Below are 19,618 nucleotides of genomic sequence, written 5' to 3'. Positions count from 1 at the left end.
ACAATGAAGGAGAAGCAATGAGGCTCAGGTCCTCTCTGGCCGCCGTCGGCATCGCCGCGGCACTCGTGCTGTCCGGCTGCGCAGCCGGTGGCAGCAACGATCCGTCCGAGCCGGAAGCCGGCGCGGCACTCACGATCGCGAAGCCCGACGGCGCGATCACCACCGAGTCGCACAACCCGTACCTCGGCGACTCGTCGGCCTCGAAGTACGGCTACGCCAAGGTCATCTTCGAGCCGCTCGCGCTCGTCAACCCCACCGGCGACCTCGCCACGACCCCGTGGCTGGCCGAGTCGGTCGAGTGGAACGAGGACTACACCGAGCTCACCGTCATCCCGCGCAGCGGCGTGACCTGGAGCGACGGCACCGACTTCACCGGCGACGACATCGTCTTCACGTTCGACCAGTACCTGAGCGGCAAGCTCACCGACACCGGCGGCATCAACTACACCGGCTCCACGGTCGACGGCGACGCGATCACGCTGAAGTTCGGCAACTCGAAGTACACCGCGCAGGCGCGGGTGCTGCACACGCCGATCGTGCCGAAGCACATCTGGGAGGGCATCGCCGACCCGAACACCGACCCGCTCACCGAAGAGGGTCTCGCCGTCGGCACCGGCCCGTACGTGCTCGACAGCTGGACCACCGAGTCGGTCACCCTCACCGCCAACCCGGATTACTGGGGCGGCGAGCTGGCCGTGCCCGAGCTGCACTACGTCTCCTACGGCGACAACGCGGCGCTGACGACGGCGCTCGTGTCGGGCGACGCGGACTGGGCGCAGGCCTTCATCCCGCAGATCGAGGCGAGCTACCTGTCGGCCGACGAGGACAACCACTTCCTCGTCTCCCCCACCGCGGGCGCCGGCACCCTGTTCATGAACCTGCAGGAGAAGCCGTTCAACAACCCGGCCCTCCGTCAGGCGCTGGCATGGACGATCGACCGCCAGGCGTACGTCGACATCGCACGTGAAGGCGCGAGCGCCCCAGTGTGGAGCGTGACCGGTCTCGGTGAGGTGCTCGACAGCGAGATCCTCCCCGAGTACCAGGGTCAGGACTACGCGGTCGACGTCGACAAGGCCAAGGGCATCCTCGAGGACGCCGGCTACACCTGGAAGGACGACCAGTTGATCGACCCCGACGGCGAGGCGGTCTCGTTCTCCGTCTCGGTCCCCGCCGGCTGGAGCGACTGGAACACCGAGCAGGCGCTCCTCGCCGAGGAGCTGAAGGAGGGCCTCGGCATCGAGGTCAAGGTCGACCAGCCCGACTGGGGCGGCTGGGACGCCGCTCGCCAGGACGGCACGTTCGACGCGATCATCCACTGGCTCGAGGACACCGGCAACGCGTACGGCATGTACACGTCCACGATGGACCCCAAGTGGATCGTCGACGACAAGGCGCAGTTCAACTTCGGACGCTTCGACGACCCCGCGGTCACCGAGGCGCTGAACACCTACGCGAACGCGTCCTCGGATGCCGACCGTCAGGCCGCCCTGGCCGTCATGCAGAAGGCGTTCGTCGACAACGTGCCGGCGATCCCGCTGGGCTCGCACCCGCTGCTGGGCGAGTTCAACACGCGCAACTACGTCGGCTGGCCGTCCGAGGACGACCAGTACGCGTCGGCCGACCCGACCCAGCCGGGGATCGTCCAGGTCCTCACCGCGCTGACGCCGGCCGAGTAGTCCAGCGCGCGGTGGAGCGGGCGCACCCTGCGCGCCCGCTCCATCGCACCGCGCACCCTCACGAAAGCGAGCACGCTCCGATGAGCGACCCCCTTCTCTCCATCCACGACTTCTCGGTCGTCTACGACGTCGACCCGCCCGTGGAGGCCGTCAAGAACGTCACCCTCGACCTGCAGCGCGGCGAGATCCTCGGCCTCGCCGGGGAGAGCGGCTGCGGCAAGACCACGCTGGCCTACGGCATCCAGCGGCTCCTCAAAGCCCCCGCCGTCATCACGAGCGGCTCCGTCCTCTTCCACGATGCGTCCGGCGAGGACATCGACGTCAACAGCCTCGACGCCGAGCAGATGCTCGCGTTCCGCTGGGACAAGATCTCGATGGTGTTCCAGGGCGCGATGAACGCGCTGAACCCCGTGGCGACGATCGGCTCGCAGCTCGAGGACGTCTTCGAAGTCCACCGCCCCTCCCTCTCCAAGGCGCAGCGCCGCGAGGCGGTCGTCGAGCTCCTCGAGATCGTCAAGGTCGGCGGGCAGCGCCTCCGCTCCTTCCCCCACGAGCTGTCCGGCGGGATGCGCCAGCGCGTCATGATCGCGATGGCGCTGGCCCTCCGGCCCCAGCTGATGGTCATGGACGAGCCGACGACCGCGCTCGACGTGCTCGTGCAGCGCGAGATCCTCCGTCAGATCTCGCAGCTGCGACACGAGTTCGGCTTCTCGGTGATCTTCATCACCCACGACCTGCCGCTGCTGCTGGAGATCAGCGATCGCATCGCGATCATGCGCGAGGGCGAGATCGTCGAGCTCGACACCGCGGAGCGCATCTGGCGGAGCCCGCAGGACGAGTACACGAAGACACTGCTGTCCTCCTTCCCCCGCCTCACCGGCGAGAAAGGCGTGGTCGTGCGATGACCCTCCTCGAATTCGACCACGTGTCGAAGATCTACTCGGTGCGCGGCGCCGGCCAGATGAAGGCACTCGACGACGTGAGCTTCACGCTCCGATCCGGCCAGACCATCGGCCTGGTCGGGCAGTCCGGCAGCGGCAAGTCCACGATCGCCAAGATCCTCACGCAGCTCGAGGTCCCCACGAGCGGCGAAGTGCGTCTGGACGGCACGCCGATCCCCCGCCGCGGCAAGGGACTGCGCGCCTACCGGCAGCAGCTGCGGATGGTGTTCCAGGACCCGTTCGCGTCGCTGAACCCCTATCACTCCATCCGGTACCACATCGAGCGGCCCCTGCGCCTGGACGACGTCGTCCCCCGCCAGGAGATCGAAGCGGAGGTGCGACGCCTGCTCGAGCGTGTCCGTCTGATCCCGGATGCCGTCATCGACCGCCGCCCGCACGAGCTCTCCGGCGGTCAGCGCCAGCGCGTCGCGATCGCGCGGGCGCTCGCCTCGCGGCCGCGACTCCTCGTCGCCGACGAGCCGGTGTCGATGCTCGATGTCTCCATCCGTCTCGGCGTGCTGAACCTGCTCGCCGACCTGCAGCGAGAGGAGGGCCTGGGCGTGCTGTACATCACCCACGATCTCGCGACGGCCCGGCACTTCAGCGACGAGATCATGGTCCTGAACCAGGGCCGCGTGGTCGAGCGGGGCCCCGCCGACGACGTCATCCTCCGCCCCCAGCACCCCTACACGCGGGAGCTGCGGGCCGCGTCGCCCGATCCGGAGAAGCACTTCGCCGCGGCATCCGGAACTCCGGGAGGCACGCTGTGACCGCCGTCGAACCGCAGCTGCCGCTCACCGAGGCCGCGCCGGCCGGGTCGGACCCGCTCGACGACGGCACGACGGCGACGGTCGCCGTCCGCGGCCACTCGCGCATCCCGTGGCGATTCCTCGGCGGACGTGCCGCGTTCTACCTGTTCACCCTGTGGGCCGCGATCACGATCAACTTCTTCCTGCCCCGCCTCATGAAGGGCGACGCGGTCGACCAGTACCTCTCGCGCAACCGGGGGGTGACCCCCGAGGCGGCGGATGCGCTGCGGACGCTGCTGGGGCTCGACTCCGACCGGACCCTCCTGCAGCAGTACTTCGACTACTGGGGACTGCTGCTCCAGGGCGACCTCGGCGTCTCGCTCCTGCACGGCCTCCGCCCCGTGACCGAGGTCATCAGCCAGGCGCTCCCCTGGACGATCGGGCTCGTCGGCTTCGCGACGATCCTGTCCTTCGCGATCGGCACGATCGGCGGGGCGATCGTCGGCTGGCGCCGCGGCAGCCGGCTCGAGGCGCTCATCCCCATCACGACGTTCCTCAGCACGATCCCCTACTTCTGGCTCGGCCTGCTCGCCATCGCGCTGTTCTCGGTGAACCTCGGATGGTTCCCGATCGGCAAGGCCTACGGCGTGGGGATCGCCCCCGAGTGGTCGGCGGAGTTCATCGGCCAGGTGATCCACCACGGGACGCTTCCCGCGCTCACGATCATCATCGCCTCGCTCGGCGGATGGATGCTGGGCATGCGCAACATGATGCTCACGGTGCTCGACGAGGACTACATCACGGTGGCGCAGGCCAAGGGCATGCCGAACAACCGCGTGCTGTGGCGGTACGCGGCCCGCAACGCGGTGCTCCCGCAGCTCCAGAGCTTCGCGCTGTCGATCGGCTTCATCGTCGGCGGCACCATCGTCATGGAGATGGTGTTCAGCTACCCGGGCGTCGGCAAGCTCCTGCTCGACGCCACCAACGCGAAGGACTACGCGCTCATGCAGGGCGTCTTCCTCGTGATCACGCTCTCGGTGCTGGTCGCCAACATCCTGGCCGACCTCGCCTACGCGTTCCTCGACCCGCGCACCCGTCAGACGGAGGCCTGAGCATGACCATCACCGCCCGCCCCCAGGGCACCTGGCGATCCCGGTTCGGCGCCGCGTTCGCGATGTTCCGCAACCGGAAGTCGATCACCGGCCTGTCGATCCTCGGCTTCTTCGTCCTCGTCGCGATCTTCGCCGACGTGCTGGCGCCGTTCTCGCCGACCCAGATCGACAACACGGCCCGCTTCCAGCCGCCCTCCGCGGCGCACTGGCTGGGCACGACGCACATCGGCGAGGATGTCCTCAGCCAGGTCATCCACGGCACCCGCGGCGTCATCGTGGTCGGCTTCCTCGCCGCGATCATCGCGACGATCATCGCGATCGTCGTCGGCGTGATCTCCGGCTACCTCACGGGGTGGCGGAGCGAGGGCCTGTCCGCCCTCACGAACGTCTTCCTCGTGATCCCGGGGCTGCCGCTCATCATCATCGTGGCCTCGGCCTTCGAGGACCCGCCCCTGATCCTGATCGCCGGCGTGCTCGGCCTCATCGGATGGGCGTGGGGCGCGCGCGTCCTGCGCGCGCAGACGATGTCGCTGCGCAACCGCGACTTCATCCAGGCCGCTCGCGCCAACGGCGAGCCGCTCCGCCGGATCATCACGGTCGAGATGCTCCCCAACCTCATGGCGCTCATCGCCGCGAGCTTCGTCGGCACGGTGACCGCCGCGATCCTGGGCCTCACGACCCTCTCCTACATCGGCGTGATCCCGGTCACCACATACAACTGGGGCACCATCCTGAACTGGGCGGGCGCGCAGGGCGCGTTCCGGCAGAACCAGTGGTGGTGGTACCTGCCTCCCGGGCTCTGCATCGCCGCCATCGGCGTCGCGCTCTCCCTCATCAACTTCGGCATCGACGAGTACGTCAACCCGCGCCTGCGTTCGGCCGGAGAGCGCGCCCGCGCGATGAAGAAGAAGGGCCTGAACGTCAACGACGCCGTCACCGTCGTCCGCACGCCCGCCTCGCCCGTCGTCACGACCCCCAAGGACCTCACCGCATGACCACCGTCGACCTGTCGACCGCGCCGTACCTCGACTCCCGCCTGTCCGTCGACGAGCGCGTCGCCGATCTCCTCGGCCGCATGACGCTGCCGGAGAAGGTCGGGCAGATGATGCAGCTGGATGCCCGGGAGGATCTCGATGAGATCGTCCACGGCCGGCACGCGGGCTCGATCCTGCACACCTCCCCCGCGAAGGTCCTGCAGGCGGCGGCCCTCACGGCGCAGACGCGCCTCCGCATCCCGCTGCTCGTGGCGGAGGACTGCATCCACGGCCACTCGTTCTGGGAGGGCGCGACGATCTTCCCGACCCAGCTCGGCATGGCCGCGACGTGGGACACCGACCTGGTCGAACAGGTCGCCCGCGCGACCGCCGCCGAGGTCGCCGCGACCGGCATCCACTGGACCTTCTCCCCCGTCCTCTGCATCGCGCGCGACCTGCGCTGGGGCCGCGTCGACGAGACGTTCGGCGAGGACCCGTTCCTCATCGGCGAGCTCGCCTCGGCCATGGTGCGCGGCTACCAGGGCGACGGCCTCGACGATCCCGACGCCATCCTCGCCACCGCGAAGCACTTCGCCGGGTACTCCGAGACCCAGGGCGGCCGTGACGCGAGCGAGGCCGACATCTCGCGGCGGAAGCTCCGCTCGTGGTTCCTCCCGCCGTTCGAGCGCGTCGCGCGCGAGGGATGCCGCACGTTCATGCTCGGCTATCAGACCACCGACGGCGTGCCCATCACCGTGAACGACTGGCTGCTCAGCGACGTGCTGCGCGGCGAGTGGGGCTACACCGGAACGCTCATCACCGACTGGGACAACATCGGCCGGATGGTGTGGGAGCAGAAGGTGCAGCCCGACTACGCCCACGCCGCCGCGGCGGCCGTCAAGGCCGGCAACGACATGGTCATGACGACGCCGAAGTTCTTCGAGGGGGCGCTCGAGGCGGTCGCGTCGGGCCTCCTCGACGAGGCCGACATCGACCGCGCCGTCGCGCGTGTGCTGAGCCTCAAGTTCCGCTTCGGGCTGTTCGAGAACCCGCGTCTGCCCGACCCCGAGCGGATCGAGTCGGTCATCGCCTCCGGCGCGCACACCGACCTGAACCTCGAGGTCGCGCGCCGCTCGCTCGTCCTGCTGCGCAACGACGGCACCCTGCCGCTGGGCTCGGCATCGGGATCGGGATCGCGGCGGATCGCCGTCGTCGGCCCGCTCGCCGACGACGCCCAGACGCAGCTCGGCGACTGGGCCGGATCCTCGGGTCAGGTCGACTGGATGCCGGACGGCCACCCCCGCGGTCAGATCACCACCGTCCTCGACGGGCTCCGCACGCTCGTCGCGGCCGACTGGAGCGTCGAGCACGCCGACGGCGCCGGGATCCTCGAGCTCACGGACGACCCCGCCGGCGTCTTCCCCGACGGGCAGCCGCGACCGCCGATCGTCGTGCCGAGCGAGCCCGATGCCGCCCAGATCGCCGAGGCCGTCGCGGTCGCGGAGCGGTCCGACGTCGTCGTCGCGGTCGTGGGCGACCGGATCGAGCTGGTCGGCGAGGGCCGCTCGACCGCCACCCTGGAGCTCATCGGCGGGCAGCGCGCGCTGCTGGAGGCCCTCGCGGCCGCGGGCACGCCGCTCGTCGTCGTGCTCCTGGCATCCAAGCCGCTCGTCCTGCCCGACGCCGTGCGCGACGCGTCGCTCGTGTGGGTCGCGAACCCCGGAATGCGCGGCGGGCAGGCGATCGCCGAGCTGCTGCTCGGGATCATCGAGCCGGCCGGCCGCCTGCCCATCTCGTTCGCGCGGCACGCCGGCCAGCAGCCGACCTACTACAACCAGATCCGCGGCCAGCACGGCGACCGCTACGCCGACCTCACGCAGGAGCCGGCGTTCGCGTTCGGCGACGGGCTGTCGTACTCGACCGTCGAGTACTCGGCGCTCGAGGTCCTCTCCCCCGTCGTGCGACGCGGCGAGACCGTGCGCGCGCGGGTGCGCGTCGCCAACACCGGCGACCGGCCGGCCCACGAGGTCGTGCAGGTCTACGTGCGCGACGCCGTGACGTCCGTGAGCTGGGCCGACCGGGAGCTCAAGGCGTACCGGCACGTCGACCTGGCACCGGGTCAGAGCGCCGTCGTCGACCTCGAGGTCCCCGTCGCGGACTGCACGATCGTGGATGCCGCGGGCCGCCGCATCGTCGAGCCCGGCGCGTTCGAGCTGCTCGTCGGACCGTCCTCCCGCGCCGAGGCGCTGCTGTCGTCGGAGTTCATCGTCGAGGCCTGACCCCGGGGCCGGCGCGCGCGCTCGCGCGCGCTGAGGCTGAGAAACCACATCCAGCATCAGAAACACGTTCTGGCGTGGTTTCTCACGCCGGATGTGGTTTCTCGAGCCGGATGCCGTCGCTCGGCCGAGCGGGGGGCGCGGAGGCCGCGACGTCAGTAGGTGCGGTCGGCGCCTTCGTCGTCGTCGGCGTCGGCGTCGTCGTCGTCGTCCGACTCGTCGTCATCGTCGTCCGACTCATCGTCGTCCGCGTCATCGTCGTCCGCGTCATCGTCGTCCGACTCGTCGTCGTCCGCGTCGTCGTCGTCGCCATCCGCGTCGTCGTCGTCGTCCGACTCATCGTCGTCCGCGTCGTCCGACTCATCGTCGTCCGCGTCGTCATCGAGTACATCGATGTCGACGCCGTCGACGTCGCCGGCGTGCAGGATCGACGAGCCGTCCACGTCGAAGTCCGTCGCGTCGAGGTCGTCGAGCTCGCTGAGGGCTTCCTCATCGTCGTCGTCGTCCGCGTCCTCGTCGGCGTCGTCGTCCACCGTCTCGCCGGCGGCCTCGGCCAGCGCCGCCTGCGCGGCCTGGTAGTCGGCGAGGCGCTCGGCCCACGGCGTCCACTCCGGCGCGAGCAGCGCCCCGTCGCCGGGAAGCAGCTCCACCTCGAGCACGGTGGGCTCCGCGCCCTCCACGACGGCGAGGCTCACGGTCCAGAACCAGCCCGGGTATCCCTCGAGGCGGTTGTGGAACCGCAGCGAGACGACACCCTCGTCCTCCAGCGTGTAGCCGGCGGTGTCGCCGACCGTCGCGGCCGGCGTGATCTCGTTCAGAGCCGCACGCGCGAGGTCGTGCGCGCTCAGGAGCCGCTCGTCGGCGGGCTCAGGCGTCGAGGTCATCGGCTACCTTGCGGAGCACGGCCGCGATCTTGCGTCCGTGCGCCGGGGTCGGGTAGCGGCCGTGGCGCAGGTCGCCACCGATGCCGTCGAGCAGCTTGACAAGGTCTTCGACGATAATCGCCATGTCGTCGGCGGGCTTCCGGTTGCGCTTGGCGAGGCTCACGGGCGCCTCGAGCACCCGGACCGCGAGGGCCTGGAGCCCGCGCTTGCCGTCGGCCACGCCGAAGTCCAGTCGGGTGCCCTGCTTCAGAGTCGTGACGCCGGCGGGCAGCGCCGTGGCGTGCAGGAAGACGTCCTGGCCGTCATCGGTCGTGATGAAGCCGAACCCCTTCTCCTCGTCGTAGAACCTGACCTTGCCGGTGGGCATCTCAACCTCGCTCTGCCCGCAGACGGGCGCAGTCCAACCGGGACCGTTCAGCCCCGCCCCCAGCCTACGACACCGACCGCGACGCAGTAGGCTGGAACGGATGAGCACACCACACTCCGGCGAGGATCTGCCGGTTCGCCGGATCGACCGCATCCTCGCGTTCATGTCGCTGGGGCTGCTTGTGCTGTCCATCGTGTGCTTCCTGTCGATCATGATCGGCACGGCGAGCGGGATGGTGCAGGCGGACTTCAGCGCGGGCCTCTGGCCCGTCGTCGGCACGATCGTCTACATCGCCCCCATCCTCGCCTTCGTACTGCTCGTGGCGGTGCTCGTCATGACCTTCGTCAGAAGGGCGCGGGCCAACAAGGGCCTCTGACGTGGCCGCCACGGACGCCCGAGTACTCGCGAGCACGCTCGCGGCGCTCGAGGACGAGTCCCTGCGGCGGGTCCTCGCCGAGCGACGCGTGTCGCCGACGGCCACGTGGTCCGACTACTACGACATGGCCGAGGCCCTGCTCGATCCGGCGCTCGTGGCCCGCGGTGTCGCCGCGCTCTCGCGCACGGATGCCGAGGCGCTGCAGCGTGCGCTGGCTGACGGCACCCCGGTGCCCCCGGGCGCGCACCGGCACGACCTCACGATCCGCGGCTTCGTCGACGACGCCGGCGTGCCCTTCCGCGCCGTCCGCGATGTCTGGCCGGGGTTCACCCCCGCCGCCGACCCGGAGACCGCACCGTCCGACGGGGACTCTGCCGAGCACGCCGCCGAGCGCGCGTTCGCGGCATCCACGTCGCTCGCCGATATCCTGCAGCTGAGCCTCGCGGCGCCCCTGAACCGGATCGGGTCCGGTGCGCTCGGGGCCGGCGACCGCCGCCGGCTCGTCGAATCGGGTGCCGTGAACGACGGCGAGGAAGCCGACGAGCTCATCGCCATCGCGGAGCACGCCGGGCTCATCGCCCCGAGCGACCGGCAGTGGCTCGTCACGGCCACCGGTGTCGAATGGCTCGCGAGCGGCACCGTCGCGCGCTGGGCGAGCATCGCCCGGGCGCTGCGCGACACGCTCCCCGCCGCCCTCCGCAACCCGGACGACGGCTGGATCCCGGTGGCGCAGTGGGCCGACGCCTACCCCTTCGACACGTCCTGGCCCGTCCGCGCGGCGCGCAGTCGCCGGATGCTGGAGCGGTGGGCCATGGTCGACGGCGGCGGCGCGGCGCCCGTCTGGGCCTCCGACCTCGCCCGCGGCGGCGACGCCGATCACGCCGCGCTGCAGGCGCTCCTCCCGCCCGAGGTCGACCGCGTCTATCTGCAGAACGACCTCACCGCGATCTCGCCGGGCCCCCTCGCGCCGCAGCTCGACATGCGGCTGCGCACGATGGCGCGCCGCGAGTCCCGGGCGCAGGCGTCGACCTACCGGTTCACGGCGGAGTCGCTGAGCTCCGCGCTCACGGCGGGCGAGACCGCCGAGTCGCTGCGCGTCTTCCTCGAGGAGCTCTCGCTCACGGGCCTGCCCCAACCGCTCGCGTACGAGATCGAGCGGAGCGCTGCCCGCCACGGCACCATCCGGGTCGGCCCCGACGCCGCGGGCCGCGCCCGCGTCACGAGCCACGACCGGGCACTGCTGCGCGCCGTGGCCGTCGACCAGGCGCTCCGGCCCCTCGGCCTCTACCTCGACGGCGAGGCGCTCATCAGCCGGAGCCTTCCCGAGACGGCGTTCTGGATGCTGGCCGACGCCCGCTACCCCGTCGTCTCGGTCGACATCGACGGGAACCCGCGCGCCCTCGACCGTCACCGCCTCGCGTCCGCGCCGCACAGCGAGCCCGTGGATCCGTATGCGGGCCTGCTGGCACGACTTCGGGGAGCGAGCAGCGACGACTCGGATGCCGCCTGGCTCGGCCGCGAGCTGGAGCAGGCCGTCCGCTCCCACTCCATCGTCACGATCATCGTGCGCCTCCCCGACGGCTCCGACCGGGAGATCACGATGGAGGCCACCGGCCTCGGCGGCGGGCGCCTGCGCGGTCGCGACCGCGCCGCCGACGTCGAGCGGACCCTGCCCGTCTCGAGCATCGTCAGCGTCCGCCCCGGTGCCTGACGGCGCCCGCACCGGCCCGCACCCCGGCCATTCCGGTAGAATCGTCCGTTATGGCTGACGGCCCCCTCATCGTTCAGAGCGACCGCACGGTGCTCCTCGAAGTGGCGCACCCCCGCGCCGAAGACGCGCGCCACGAGCTCGCGGTCTTCGCGGAGCTGGAGCGCGCCCCCGAGCACATCCACACCTACCGGATCACGCGCCTCGGCCTGTGGAACGCCCGCGCGGCCGGGCACGACGCCGAGGACATGCTCGCGACGCTCGACCGCTGGTCGCGCTTCCCCGTGCCGCCGTCGGTGTCCATCGACATCCGGGAGACCGTCGGCCGGTACGGCCGGCTCACGATCGAGCGCGACGACGAGGGCACCCTCATCCTCCGGTCGACGGATGCCGCGGTGCTCGCCGAGGTCGCGCGCAACAAGCGCATCCAGCCGCTCCTGATCGCCCAGCCCGCCCCCGGCGTGCACGTCATCGACGCCTGGGCGCGCGGGCACATCAAGCAGGAGCTGCTGAAGATCGGCTGGCCCGCCGAGGACCACGCCGGGTACACGCCCGGCACCCCGCACGAGATCGCGCTCAATGAGGACAGCTGGACGCTGCGCCCGTACCAGCGCAAGGCCGTCGACACGTTCAGCGCCGACGGCTCCGGCGTCGTCGTGCTCCCCTGCGGCGCGGGCAAGACGCTCGTCGGCGCCGCCGCGATGGCCGACACCAAGACCACGACCCTGATCCTCGTGACCAACACCGTGAGCGCCCGGCAGTGGCGCGACGAGCTGCTCAAGCGCACGTCGCTGACTGCCGAGGAGATCGGCGAGTACTCCGGGCAGTCCAAGGAGGTCAAGCCGGTCACGATCGCGACCTACCAGATCCTCACCGCGAAGCGGAAGGGCGAGTACGCCCACCTCGCGCTGCTCGACGCGCTGGACTGGGGGCTCATCGTCTACGACGAGGTGCACCTGCTTCCGGCCCCGGTCTTCAAGCTCACGGCCGACCTGCAGGCCCGCCGTCGGCTCGGCCTCACCGCGACCCTCGTGCGCGAGGACGGCCGCGAGGGCGACGTGTTCAGCCTCATCGGCCCCAAGCGCTTCGACGCCCCGTGGAAGGAGATCGAGTCCCAGGGCTTCATCTCCCCCGCCGTCTGCTACGAGGTGCGCATCGACCTGCCGGCATCCGACAGACTTGAGTACGCCGCCGCGGCGGACGACGAGCGCTACCGCCTCGCGGCGACCGCGCACGCCAAGATCGGGGTCGTCCGCGACCTCGTCGCTCGGCACGACGGCGAGCAGATCCTCGTGATCGGGCAGTACCTCGACCAGATCGACATCCTCGCCGAGGCCCTCGACGCCCCGCAGATCACCGGGGCGACGCCCGTGGACGAGCGCGAGGTGCTCTACGCCGCGTTCCGCGAGGGCCGCATCCCGCTCCTCGTCGTCTCGAAGGTCGCGAACTTCTCGATCGACCTGCCCGAGGCGTCCGTCGCGATCCAGGTGTCCGGCTCGTTCGGCTCCCGCCAGGAGGAGGCCCAGCGCCTCGGCCGCCTGCTGCGCCCGAAGACGTCGGGGCACACCGCCAGCTTCTACACGCTCATCGCCCGCGACACCGTCGACCAGGACTACGCGCAGAACCGTCAGCGCTTCCTCGCCGAGCAGGGCTACAGCTACACGATCCTGGATGCCGATCAGCTGACGGCCGCGTAACGCGGTTCGGGGGGCTGGCGCGGGGCGGCGCCGCGTCGCCGTCGCGGCCGGTCGTGATGCGGCATCCCATCGCCCGCCGCGTGGCCGTCGCAGCCGGTCGTGTCACACCTCATGCGGGTGAGCCCCCGGGTGGCCCGCAGGTTCTGTGACACGCCACACGCGTATGTCACAGTGGATGCCGGTGTGCGCGGCGATACCCGCAGGTCCTGTGACACGGCCGGTCGGCGCTGCGCGACCGAGCGCCGCCGCTCAGTCCGCAGCGGGCGCGGGCGGACCCACGGGCGGCGCGAGTGCGACGGCCGCGTGCGGCGCGGGCGCGGGCGGCGTGAGCACGAGCGTGCGGCCGAGCGTCCCGCGGCGGAACATCCACTCCACGGCACCGGTGTACGCGCCGATCACGATGAGCGACCAGAAGAAGCTCGCGACCCCCGGCGAGGAGTCGTTGACGTCGCCGAGCCCGGCGAGGGCGAGGAGGAACGCGAGCAGGTTGTTCACGACGTGCAGCGCGATCGCGGCCTCGAGCCCCCCGGTCCGCCAGGTGAGCCACCCCGCGGCGATCGCGAAGACCGCGACGCTCGCCTGCCCGAGCGGGTCGTACAGGTGACCGAGGACGAACAGCGGCACCGGCAGCAGGATCGCGAACGCCGGATGCCGCAGCCACCGGCCGATGGCCTGCTGCAGGTAGCCGCGGAACACGTACTCCTCGGCCGCGGCCTGGAAGGGGATCAGGAGCAGCAGCACGACGAGGGTCGCGAGGAGCTGCGGGTTCTGGTCCGGCGGCACGACGCCGCTGCTGTCGACGGCCTCCGCGGGAAGCAGCGCCGACACGCCGCTCAGCGCGAGCGAGATGACGACGGCGACGGCGCCGCACAGCAGCATCCATCGCCACCGTAGCCGACCCGCGGCGGACGAGACGAGTCCCACCCGACGGCCGTTGACGATGAGGGATGCCAGGACGTACGCCGGCAGCATCAGCACGATCGTGCCGAGGGTCAGCGCGATGAGGAACGGGTCCGTCAGATCGAAGGCGATGTTCTGCCCGAGGGTCATCATGCGCTGGGCGAACGCCGGGTCGGCGAAGGCGGCCGCGAGGATGCCGACGAGCACCACCCCGAGCATCGCCGCGTACAGCGCGACCCCGAGCACACCGACCACGAGCGGCGTCCACCATCCGCTGCGGCGCCGCGCGAAGACGAGCCGGTGGAAGGCGAGGCCGCCGGTGAGGGCATCGGCGGGCAGCGGGGCGGGCGCGGGGAGCGGGCGGAGAGCCGGCGGCGCGGGGATGGGCGTCGTCATGGCTCCATCTTCGCCGATGACGGAGCGCACGGCCGCCGGATCAGTCGGCGCCGCCCTCCCGTCGGAACCAGTCCACCGCGAGGTCCACGACGGCATCCGGGGCGTCGTCCGTGACGAAGTGGGCGGCGTCCGGGACGAACGCGAGAGCGAATCGCTCCGCGCACCGCTCGTGGTCGCGGCACATGGTGCGCACGACCGGCTCGGTGAGCGGCCAGTCACGGGCACCGTAGGCGACGAGCGTGGGCGGCCGCAGTCGCATCCGCTTGTAGTAGCCGCCCATGAGCCGGGGCAGCTCGGGAGCGATCATGCCCAGCAGCACTCTGCGAGTCGCCCGCGCCACCTCGGGACGCGTCTCAACGCGCAGGTAGGCGTCGATCGTGTCGGCGGACATCGGACGCACCGTGTACGGCGGCGCGAGCACCCAGCGCAGCGAGTGCCGGTGACCGCCCCACAGCAGGCGGGGGTAATGCCGGAAGGCCGGGATCATCCGCGGCGAGAACCGCATGAAGCCCGGCGGCACCGCGAGCTGGACGAGCGTGCGGACGCGGTCCGGCCGGGAGTATGCGAGGTGCATCCCGGTGAGCGCGCCGAGATCGTGTGTCATCACGTGCGCGCGCTCGACGCCGAGCACATCCAGCAGCGCAAGAAGATCGTGCATCCGCGTCTCATGGCCGATGCGAGGGTCGTCCGCCTCGGTCCAGCCGGCGCCGCGCAGATCGGGGCAGATCACCCGATATCCGTGCGCGGCGATGGCCGGGGCGACGTCGTGCCACTGCCACCAGTGCTCCGGGAGGCCGTGCAGAAGGACGACGGGCGGTCCCTCCCCGACGGTGGCGACGTGGGTGCGCAGGCCCGGCGTCTCGATGATCGTGTGCGTGAAGCCCGGAGCATCGGGCAGCGGTGGACTCCAGACCGAGGTCTCGGCGCTCGGTTCGCCGATGTGTGGCGTTCCCATGCCGCCGAGGGTACTACTTCCGTAGTGCCGTGTCACTACTTCCGTAGTAATCCCCGCCGTCCTAGGGTCGGAGCGTGAGCGACACCCGCAGCCGCGCCCTCGAGGCCGCCGTCTCCCTCGTCGGCGAGCAGGGCGTCCGCGCGCTCACGCACGCGCGCGTCGACGATCGCGCCGGCCTCCCCCGAGGCTCGACGTCCAACTGGTTCCGCACCCGGCACGCCCTCGTCGCCGGCGTGACGACCTGGATCGCCGAGCGTGAGCGCGCCGACTTCGCGGCCGTCGGCCCCATAGCCCCGCGCGACGAGGACGAACTCGTGGACGCTTTCTGCGTCATGATCGCGGTCGAGACCGGCCCGTTCGCGGCGCGCACACGCGCGCGCTACGCGATGTTCCTCGAGGGGTCCTCCGATCCGGTCCTGCTCGCCCCGCTCCTCGCGCAGCGCGCGGCGCTCGAGGAGTGGATGCAGATCCTCCTCGCCGGCATCGGCGTCACCCCCGCGGATGATGTCACACGGGCGACGATGGCGGCGCTCGACGGCGTCGTCCTGCATCGCCTGACGGTGGATCCGAACGCCGAACTCCGCCCCGTCGTCGCCCGGATCGTGCACGCCGCCGTGGCCGCCTGAGATCGGCGTGCCACCGATATCCAGCACACACATCGAATCCGGTGCCAGGATGGGCCTATGACCGCAGCGCGCATCCTCGTCGTCGACGACGAGCCGAACATCCGGGACCTGCTGGTGACGAGCCTTCGCTTCGCCGGCTATCAGGTCCGCGCCGTCGCCAACGGGGCACAGACGATCTCCGCCGTGCTCGAGGAAGAGCCCGACCTCATCATCCTCGACGTCATGCTCCCCGACATGAACGGGTTCAGCGTGACCAAGCGCCTCCGCGGCGCCGGGTACACCGCCCCCATCCTCTTCCTCACCGCGAAGGACGAGACCGAGGACAAGATCGAGGGCCTGAACGCCGGCGGCGACGACTACGTCACGAAGCCGTTCAGTCTCGACGAGATCGTCGCGCGTATCGAGGCGATCCTCCGCCGCACGATGCAGGCCGACGAGGAGTCCAGCATCCGCGCCGGCGAGCTGACGATGGATCAGGACACGCACGACGTCCTCGTCGGCGATGTCTCGATCGACCTCTCGCCCACCGAGTTCAAGCTGCTGCGCTACCTGATGCTCAACCCGAACCGGGTGCTCAGCAAGGCGCAGATCCTCGACCACGTCTGGGAGTACGACTTCAACGGGGATGCCGGGATCGTGGAGAGCTACATCTCCTACCTGCGCCGGAAGATCGACCCGTACTCGACCGAACCGCTCATCCAGACCAAGCGCGGATTCGGCTACATGCTGAAGGCCGGCAAGACCTCGTAGGACCCGGGAGGCCCGGTGGCCGCGCACGAGAAGAAGACCGACCGGGTCACCTCATGGTGGCGCGGCATCAGCCTGCGCGCCAAGGTCACCGGGGTCACGGTCGCCGTCCTGACGATCGGCCTGTTCGCCTCCGGCATCGGCACGATGATCTTCCTCCGCAACGCCCAGATCGCCGAGCGCGACCAGTCGCTGAGCCAGACCGTGACGACCGACCTCGCGAGCAGCCTGCTCGATGTCGAGGTCGTCGACGGCGTCGCGCGGTTCGAGCGGCGCGATGCGTCGACCCTCAGCCCGTTCTTCATCGCCGTGTACGGCGCCGACGGCACGCTGCTCGCGACCGACGGGCCCTCCAGCACCGTGTGGCCCGACTTCCCGGAGACCGTCGCGCTCGACGAGCCGCTCATGCGCGGCACGGCGCCGTTCGAGCTGACCTCGGAGGAGGGAACCGCCACCTTCCACGCGAGCGTCGACACGCTGCAGATCACCGGGGCGCGGGAGCTCAACGTGCAGCTCCTCGCCCTCCCGCTCGCGCCCGTCAACCAGACCGTGGCGAACTTCATCGGCATCTACACGGCGCTGGGCATCCTCACCGTCCTGCTCGGCGCCCTCACGACGCGGCTCCTCGTGACCCTCACCTTCCGCGGCCTCGGGCAGGTGGAGACCACCGCCATGTCGATCGCGGCGGGCGACTTCACGCAGCGGATGACGGACATCTCGCCCCGCACCGAGGTCGGTCGCCTGAAGACCGCCATCAACGCGATGCTCGACCGGGTCGATCAGGCCCTTGGGCAGCGCGACGCCTCGGTGCAGCAGATGCGGCGCTTCATCGGCGACGCCAGCCATGAGCTGCGGACGCCCCTCGTCACGGTGCGCGGGTACGCCGAGCTGTACCGGATGGGCGCGATCTCCGGCCCCGAGCAGACCGCCCAGTCCATGGAGCGCATCGAGAAGGAGGCGATCCGGATGGGCGTGCTCGTCGAGGATCTCCTCGCGCTGGCACGACTGGACGAGCGGCGCGACATCGTCGTGACCGCCGTGGATCTCCGCCCCGTCGCGCAGGATGCCGCGCTGGACGCGCGTGTGACGGCTCCCGAGCGCGCCGTCACCTACATCGACACGACGACGCTGCCGACCCGGAAGACCACGGATGCCGCCGCGGCGGGCGGGGGCGCCGCCGGGGGCGCTGCGCCGACGCGCCGGGCGAGCGCCTCCCGCCCGGGCGCCGCGTTCTCGCTGCTCCGCCGTCGTCCCCGCGCCGGATCGAACGAGCCCGCCGCGCCCGGCGTGGCCCTCACGGAACCGATCCGCACGATGGAGGCGGTGGAGCCCGACGACTTCGCGCCCGTCGTCCTGGGCGACGAGAACCGCATCCGCCAGGTGGTCGCGAACCTCCTCGGCAACGCGCGCCGCTACACGCCGCCCGGATCGCCCATCGAGATCACCGTCGGTCTCGATGTCCGCGCCGGCATGGGCTGGATCGCGGTCAGCGACCACGGCGAGGGCATCCCCGAACAGATCCGCGACAAGATCTTCCAGCGCTTCTGGCGCGCCGACACGTCGCGGACACGGGAGACCGGCGGCTCCGGGCTCGGCCTGTCGATCGTGGCGTCGATCGTCGACGCGCTGCACGGCTCCATCTCGGTCACCGAGACGCCGGGCGGCGGCGCGACGTTCCGCGTCTCGCTGCCGCTCGCGCGGCAACGGCCCATCCAGGAGCACCTGTCCATCGAGACGCAGCCGCTCCCGCGCATGAGGCCGACCGAGCAGCAGTAGGCGGTGCCGGGCGCTGCTCGGGCGGCTTGTGCAGGCGCCTCCTCCCCAGCACGCGGATCGGCGCGGCCGTCCACCGGCATCCGCACCGGCGTCCGTCGGGGGTGCCGGGATGCGTAGCGTTGCGGCACCACTCGTGAAGGAGCACCCATGGCCGTCTTCTCCGTCGACAGCGACGCCGTCCTCACCGCCACCTCCGCCGTCCGCGCGACGAGCGATCGCCTGCAGGGCGAGACGGCGGCGATGCTCGCCCAGCTCACGCAGCTCCAGGGATCATGGACCGGCGCCGCCTCCGTCGCCTTCCAGGGCGTCGTCGAGCGCTGGCGCGCCGCGCAGCGCGACCTCGACGCCGCCCTCGCGGACATCAACGCGGCCCTCGCCTCCGCCGGCGTCCAGTACGCCGAGACCGAGTCGGCCGCCGCGGGGCTGTTCCGGTGAGTCCGGACCCGCCGCCGCGGCGGGCGAGGGCGAGAAGCGAGCACCCTGCCCGTGGCGCCTGCGGAGCCGATAGCATTCGCGCGTGCGGACCGCGCCGAGCGTCGGTGTCATCCTGTCGTCCGCCGCCGTGGCGGCGGTGGGCGCCGTCGGCGTGTGGATGGGCCTCACGGCGACCTCCGTGCCGACCGTCGATCTGGGCGATTCCACCCAGGACATGGTCGTCGTCTCCACCGACGCGGAGAACGCCGTCGTCGAAGCGGAGTGGCGCCTGCGCACCGACGGCACGGCGGAGGTCACGGTCAGCCTCGGGTTCGACCTGCACGCGGAGACACTGAACGCCGAGCGGGGCACGGTCGTCGTCGAGCTGTGGTGCGACGCGCGCCTGCGGAACCCGGAGCCGGGCCCGGACATCGAACTCGTCGACGATGGGGACGAGGCGCTCTGCGCGGACGGCGCGATCGCCGAGGGCGTGCCCGCGCGTCAGATCTTCGTCTTCGAGGTGACGCAGTTCGAGCCGCAGCAGGTGACGGGGACGCCGGTGCGCGACTGGTCTGCCACGGCGTCGGGGCAGCGGACCGCCCGCTCCCCGGCCCTCGTCCTCGGGGTCGGCGGCATCATGGACGAGGCGCTGCCCGTCATCGTCGCCACCCCCGCGCATGCCTCGACGCTCACCACCGTGTTCGAGGCGACCCCGAAGGAGCTCATCGATGTGAGCGTCCGCCCGGCCGGCGAGATCGACGAGGCGATGAGCGTCGCGGTGCAGTCCGACGGCGAGCGGCTGTGGACGGACTCGGTGACGTGGCGGCTGGACTTCGCCGGGCTCGACACAGCGGCGACCCTCGAGGCCGGCCTCACCCGCTGGACCGACCCCGGCGGGCAGACCTTCACGCAGCTTCTCCTGCTGCTCTCCGGCGCGCTCATCGGCGTCGCGGCCTCCCTCGCCGTGGAGCGGATGTTCTCGTGGCTGAGCGCCCGCGCGCCGCGCGCTGCCCCGTGACGCGGCATCCCGGAGAACGGCGAAGG

General features: G+C 71.2%; 18 protein-coding genes. 14 read left to right on the top strand and 4 right to left on the bottom strand.

Annotated features, from left to right (window positions below):
- Window positions 1–17 precede the first annotated feature (17 nt).
- The 6 genes from QZL85_RS00495 to QZL85_RS00470 all read left to right on the top strand — a co-directional run bounded on the left by QZL85_RS00495 (window position 18) and on the right by QZL85_RS00470 (window position 7,731).
- A complete protein-coding gene (locus tag QZL85_RS00495) occupies window positions 18–1,676 on the top strand; it encodes an ABC transporter substrate-binding protein (protein ID WP_295572295.1) in 1,659 nt (552 codons plus the stop codon).
- An 80-nt stretch (window positions 1,677–1,756) separates the two neighbouring features.
- On the top strand, window positions 1,757–2,581 hold the full coding sequence (locus tag QZL85_RS00490) for an ABC transporter ATP-binding protein (RefSeq protein ID WP_295572293.1): 825 nt from the start codon (window positions 1,757–1,759) through the stop codon (window positions 2,579–2,581).
- A complete protein-coding gene (locus tag QZL85_RS00485) occupies window positions 2,578–3,387 on the top strand; it encodes an ABC transporter ATP-binding protein (RefSeq protein ID WP_295572291.1) in 810 nt (269 codons plus the stop codon). The genes QZL85_RS00490 and QZL85_RS00485 overlap by 4 nt, the downstream gene beginning before the upstream one ends.
- Window positions 3,384–4,478, top strand: coding sequence for an ABC transporter permease (locus QZL85_RS00480; protein ID WP_295572289.1), 1,095 nt, complete (start codon window positions 3,384–3,386; stop codon window positions 4,476–4,478). The genes QZL85_RS00485 and QZL85_RS00480 overlap by 4 nt, the downstream gene beginning before the upstream one ends.
- A 2-nt stretch (window positions 4,479–4,480) precedes the next feature.
- Window positions 4,481–5,473, top strand: coding sequence for an ABC transporter permease (locus QZL85_RS00475; RefSeq protein WP_295572286.1), 993 nt, complete (start codon window positions 4,481–4,483; stop codon window positions 5,471–5,473).
- Entirely contained in the window at window positions 5,470–7,731 is a 2,262-nt protein-coding gene (locus tag QZL85_RS00470; protein ID WP_295572283.1) for a glycoside hydrolase family 3 N-terminal domain-containing protein, read from the top strand. Before QZL85_RS00475 ends, QZL85_RS00470 begins: the two co-directional genes overlap by 4 nt.
- Before the next feature lie 152 nt (window positions 7,732–7,883).
- Here the strand turns inward: QZL85_RS00470 and QZL85_RS00465 are convergent, their stop codons facing one another.
- Both QZL85_RS00465 and QZL85_RS00460 read right to left on the bottom strand, forming a co-directional pair.
- On the bottom strand, window positions 7,884–8,612 hold the full coding sequence (locus QZL85_RS00465) for a DUF3027 domain-containing protein (RefSeq protein ID WP_295572281.1): 729 nt from the start codon (window positions 8,610–8,612) through the stop codon (window positions 7,884–7,886).
- Window positions 8,596–8,979, bottom strand: coding sequence for a cold-shock protein (locus QZL85_RS00460; RefSeq protein ID WP_295572279.1), 384 nt, complete (start codon window positions 8,977–8,979; stop codon window positions 8,596–8,598). Before QZL85_RS00460 ends, QZL85_RS00465 begins: the two co-directional genes overlap by 17 nt.
- Before the next feature lie 100 nt (window positions 8,980–9,079).
- Between QZL85_RS00460 and QZL85_RS00455 the strand changes: the two genes are divergently transcribed.
- Genes QZL85_RS00455 through QZL85_RS00445 form a run of 3 tightly spaced genes read left to right on the top strand, consistent with a single transcriptional unit; the run spans window position 9,080 to window position 12,760 of the window.
- Window positions 9,080–9,355: a multidrug ABC transporter ATPase gene (locus QZL85_RS00455; RefSeq protein WP_295572276.1), complete on the top strand. Its 276-nt coding sequence runs from the start codon at window positions 9,080–9,082 to the stop codon at window positions 9,353–9,355.
- 1 nt (window position 9,356) lies between these two features.
- Window positions 9,357–11,066, top strand: a complete 1,710-nt coding sequence (locus QZL85_RS00450) for a helicase-associated domain-containing protein (RefSeq protein ID WP_295572274.1) — start codon at window positions 9,357–9,359, stop codon at window positions 11,064–11,066.
- 50 nt (window positions 11,067–11,116) lie between these two features.
- Window positions 11,117–12,760, top strand: a complete 1,644-nt coding sequence (locus tag QZL85_RS00445) for a DNA repair helicase XPB (protein ID WP_295572271.1) — start codon at window positions 11,117–11,119, stop codon at window positions 12,758–12,760.
- Between the two features lie 249 nt (window positions 12,761–13,009).
- Here the strand turns inward: QZL85_RS00445 and QZL85_RS00440 are convergent, their stop codons facing one another.
- On the bottom strand, window positions 13,010–14,056 hold the full coding sequence (locus tag QZL85_RS00440) for a CPBP family intramembrane glutamic endopeptidase (protein WP_295572268.1): 1,047 nt from the start codon (window positions 14,054–14,056) through the stop codon (window positions 13,010–13,012).
- A 40-nt stretch (window positions 14,057–14,096) separates the two neighbouring features.
- The gene (locus tag QZL85_RS00435; protein ID WP_295572266.1) at window positions 14,097–15,011 is read right to left on the bottom strand and encodes an alpha/beta fold hydrolase; all 915 of its coding nucleotides are present in this window, start codon (window positions 15,009–15,011) and stop codon (window positions 14,097–14,099) included.
- A 74-nt stretch (window positions 15,012–15,085) separates the two neighbouring features.
- On the opposite strand from QZL85_RS00435, the gene QZL85_RS00430 reads away from it, so the two are divergent.
- The 5 genes from QZL85_RS00430 (at window position 15,086) to QZL85_RS00410 (ending at window position 19,592) form a co-directional block, all read left to right on the top strand.
- The gene (locus tag QZL85_RS00430; RefSeq protein ID WP_295572264.1) at window positions 15,086–15,637 is read left to right on the top strand and encodes a TetR/AcrR family transcriptional regulator; all 552 of its coding nucleotides are present in this window, start codon (window positions 15,086–15,088) and stop codon (window positions 15,635–15,637) included.
- A 57-nt stretch (window positions 15,638–15,694) separates the two neighbouring features.
- On the top strand, window positions 15,695–16,387 hold the full coding sequence (locus QZL85_RS00425; protein WP_295572262.1) for a response regulator transcription factor: 693 nt from the start codon (window positions 15,695–15,697) through the stop codon (window positions 16,385–16,387).
- 144 nt (window positions 16,388–16,531) lie between these two features.
- Complete coding sequence (locus tag QZL85_RS00420) at window positions 16,532–18,160, top strand: cell wall metabolism sensor histidine kinase WalK (protein WP_295573879.1); 1,629 nt, start codon at window positions 16,532–16,534, stop codon at window positions 18,158–18,160.
- 147 nt (window positions 18,161–18,307) lie between these two features.
- Window positions 18,308–18,595: a WXG100 family type VII secretion target gene (locus QZL85_RS00415; RefSeq protein ID WP_295572259.1), complete on the top strand. Its 288-nt coding sequence runs from the start codon at window positions 18,308–18,310 to the stop codon at window positions 18,593–18,595.
- A gap of 82 nt (window positions 18,596–18,677) precedes the next feature.
- The gene (locus tag QZL85_RS00410) at window positions 18,678–19,592 is read left to right on the top strand and encodes a hypothetical protein (RefSeq protein WP_295572257.1); all 915 of its coding nucleotides are present in this window, start codon (window positions 18,678–18,680) and stop codon (window positions 19,590–19,592) included.
- The last annotated feature ends 26 nt before the right edge of the window (window positions 19,593–19,618 follow it).

Source organism: uncultured Microbacterium sp., from assembly GCF_900078385.1.
In the GTDB taxonomy this organism is placed as follows: domain Bacteria; phylum Actinomycetota; class Actinomycetes; order Actinomycetales; family Microbacteriaceae; genus Microbacterium.
Note: the sequence above shows the minus strand (reverse complement) of the source record. Positions and strands in the feature narration are given on the sequence as shown.

Bases quoted from the DNA above. Each gene is read 5' to 3' on its own strand.
- QZL85_RS00495 (WP_295572295.1), top strand. From the start codon at position 18: ATGAGGCTCAGGTCCTCTCTGGCCGCCGTCGGCATCGCCGCGGCACTC.
- QZL85_RS00490 (WP_295572293.1), top strand. From the start codon at position 1,757: ATGAGCGACCCCCTTCTCTCCATCCACGACTTCTCGGTCGTCTACGAC.
- QZL85_RS00485 (WP_295572291.1), top strand. From the start codon at position 2,578: ATGACCCTCCTCGAATTCGACCACGTGTCGAAGATCTACTCGGTGCGC.
- QZL85_RS00475 (WP_295572286.1), top strand. From the start codon at position 4,481: ATGACCATCACCGCCCGCCCCCAGGGCACCTGGCGATCCCGGTTCGGC.
- QZL85_RS00470 (WP_295572283.1), top strand. From the start codon at position 5,470: ATGACCACCGTCGACCTGTCGACCGCGCCGTACCTCGACTCCCGCCTG.
- QZL85_RS00465 (WP_295572281.1), bottom strand. From the start codon at position 8,612: ATGACCTCGACGCCTGAGCCCGCCGACGAGCGGCTCCTGAGCGCGCAC.
- QZL85_RS00460 (WP_295572279.1), bottom strand. From the start codon at position 8,979: ATGCCCACCGGCAAGGTCAGGTTCTACGACGAGGAGAAGGGGTTCGGC.
- QZL85_RS00455 (WP_295572276.1), top strand. From the start codon at position 9,080: ATGAGCACACCACACTCCGGCGAGGATCTGCCGGTTCGCCGGATCGAC.
- QZL85_RS00445 (WP_295572271.1), top strand. From the start codon at position 11,117: ATGGCTGACGGCCCCCTCATCGTTCAGAGCGACCGCACGGTGCTCCTC.
- QZL85_RS00440 (WP_295572268.1), bottom strand. From the start codon at position 14,056: ATGACGACGCCCATCCCCGCGCCGCCGGCTCTCCGCCCGCTCCCCGCG.
- QZL85_RS00435 (WP_295572266.1), bottom strand. From the start codon at position 15,011: ATGGGAACGCCACACATCGGCGAACCGAGCGCCGAGACCTCGGTCTGG.
- QZL85_RS00425 (WP_295572262.1), top strand. From the start codon at position 15,695: ATGACCGCAGCGCGCATCCTCGTCGTCGACGACGAGCCGAACATCCGG.
- QZL85_RS00420 (WP_295573879.1), top strand. From the start codon at position 16,532: ATGATCTTCCTCCGCAACGCCCAGATCGCCGAGCGCGACCAGTCGCTG.
- QZL85_RS00415 (WP_295572259.1), top strand. From the start codon at position 18,308: ATGGCCGTCTTCTCCGTCGACAGCGACGCCGTCCTCACCGCCACCTCC.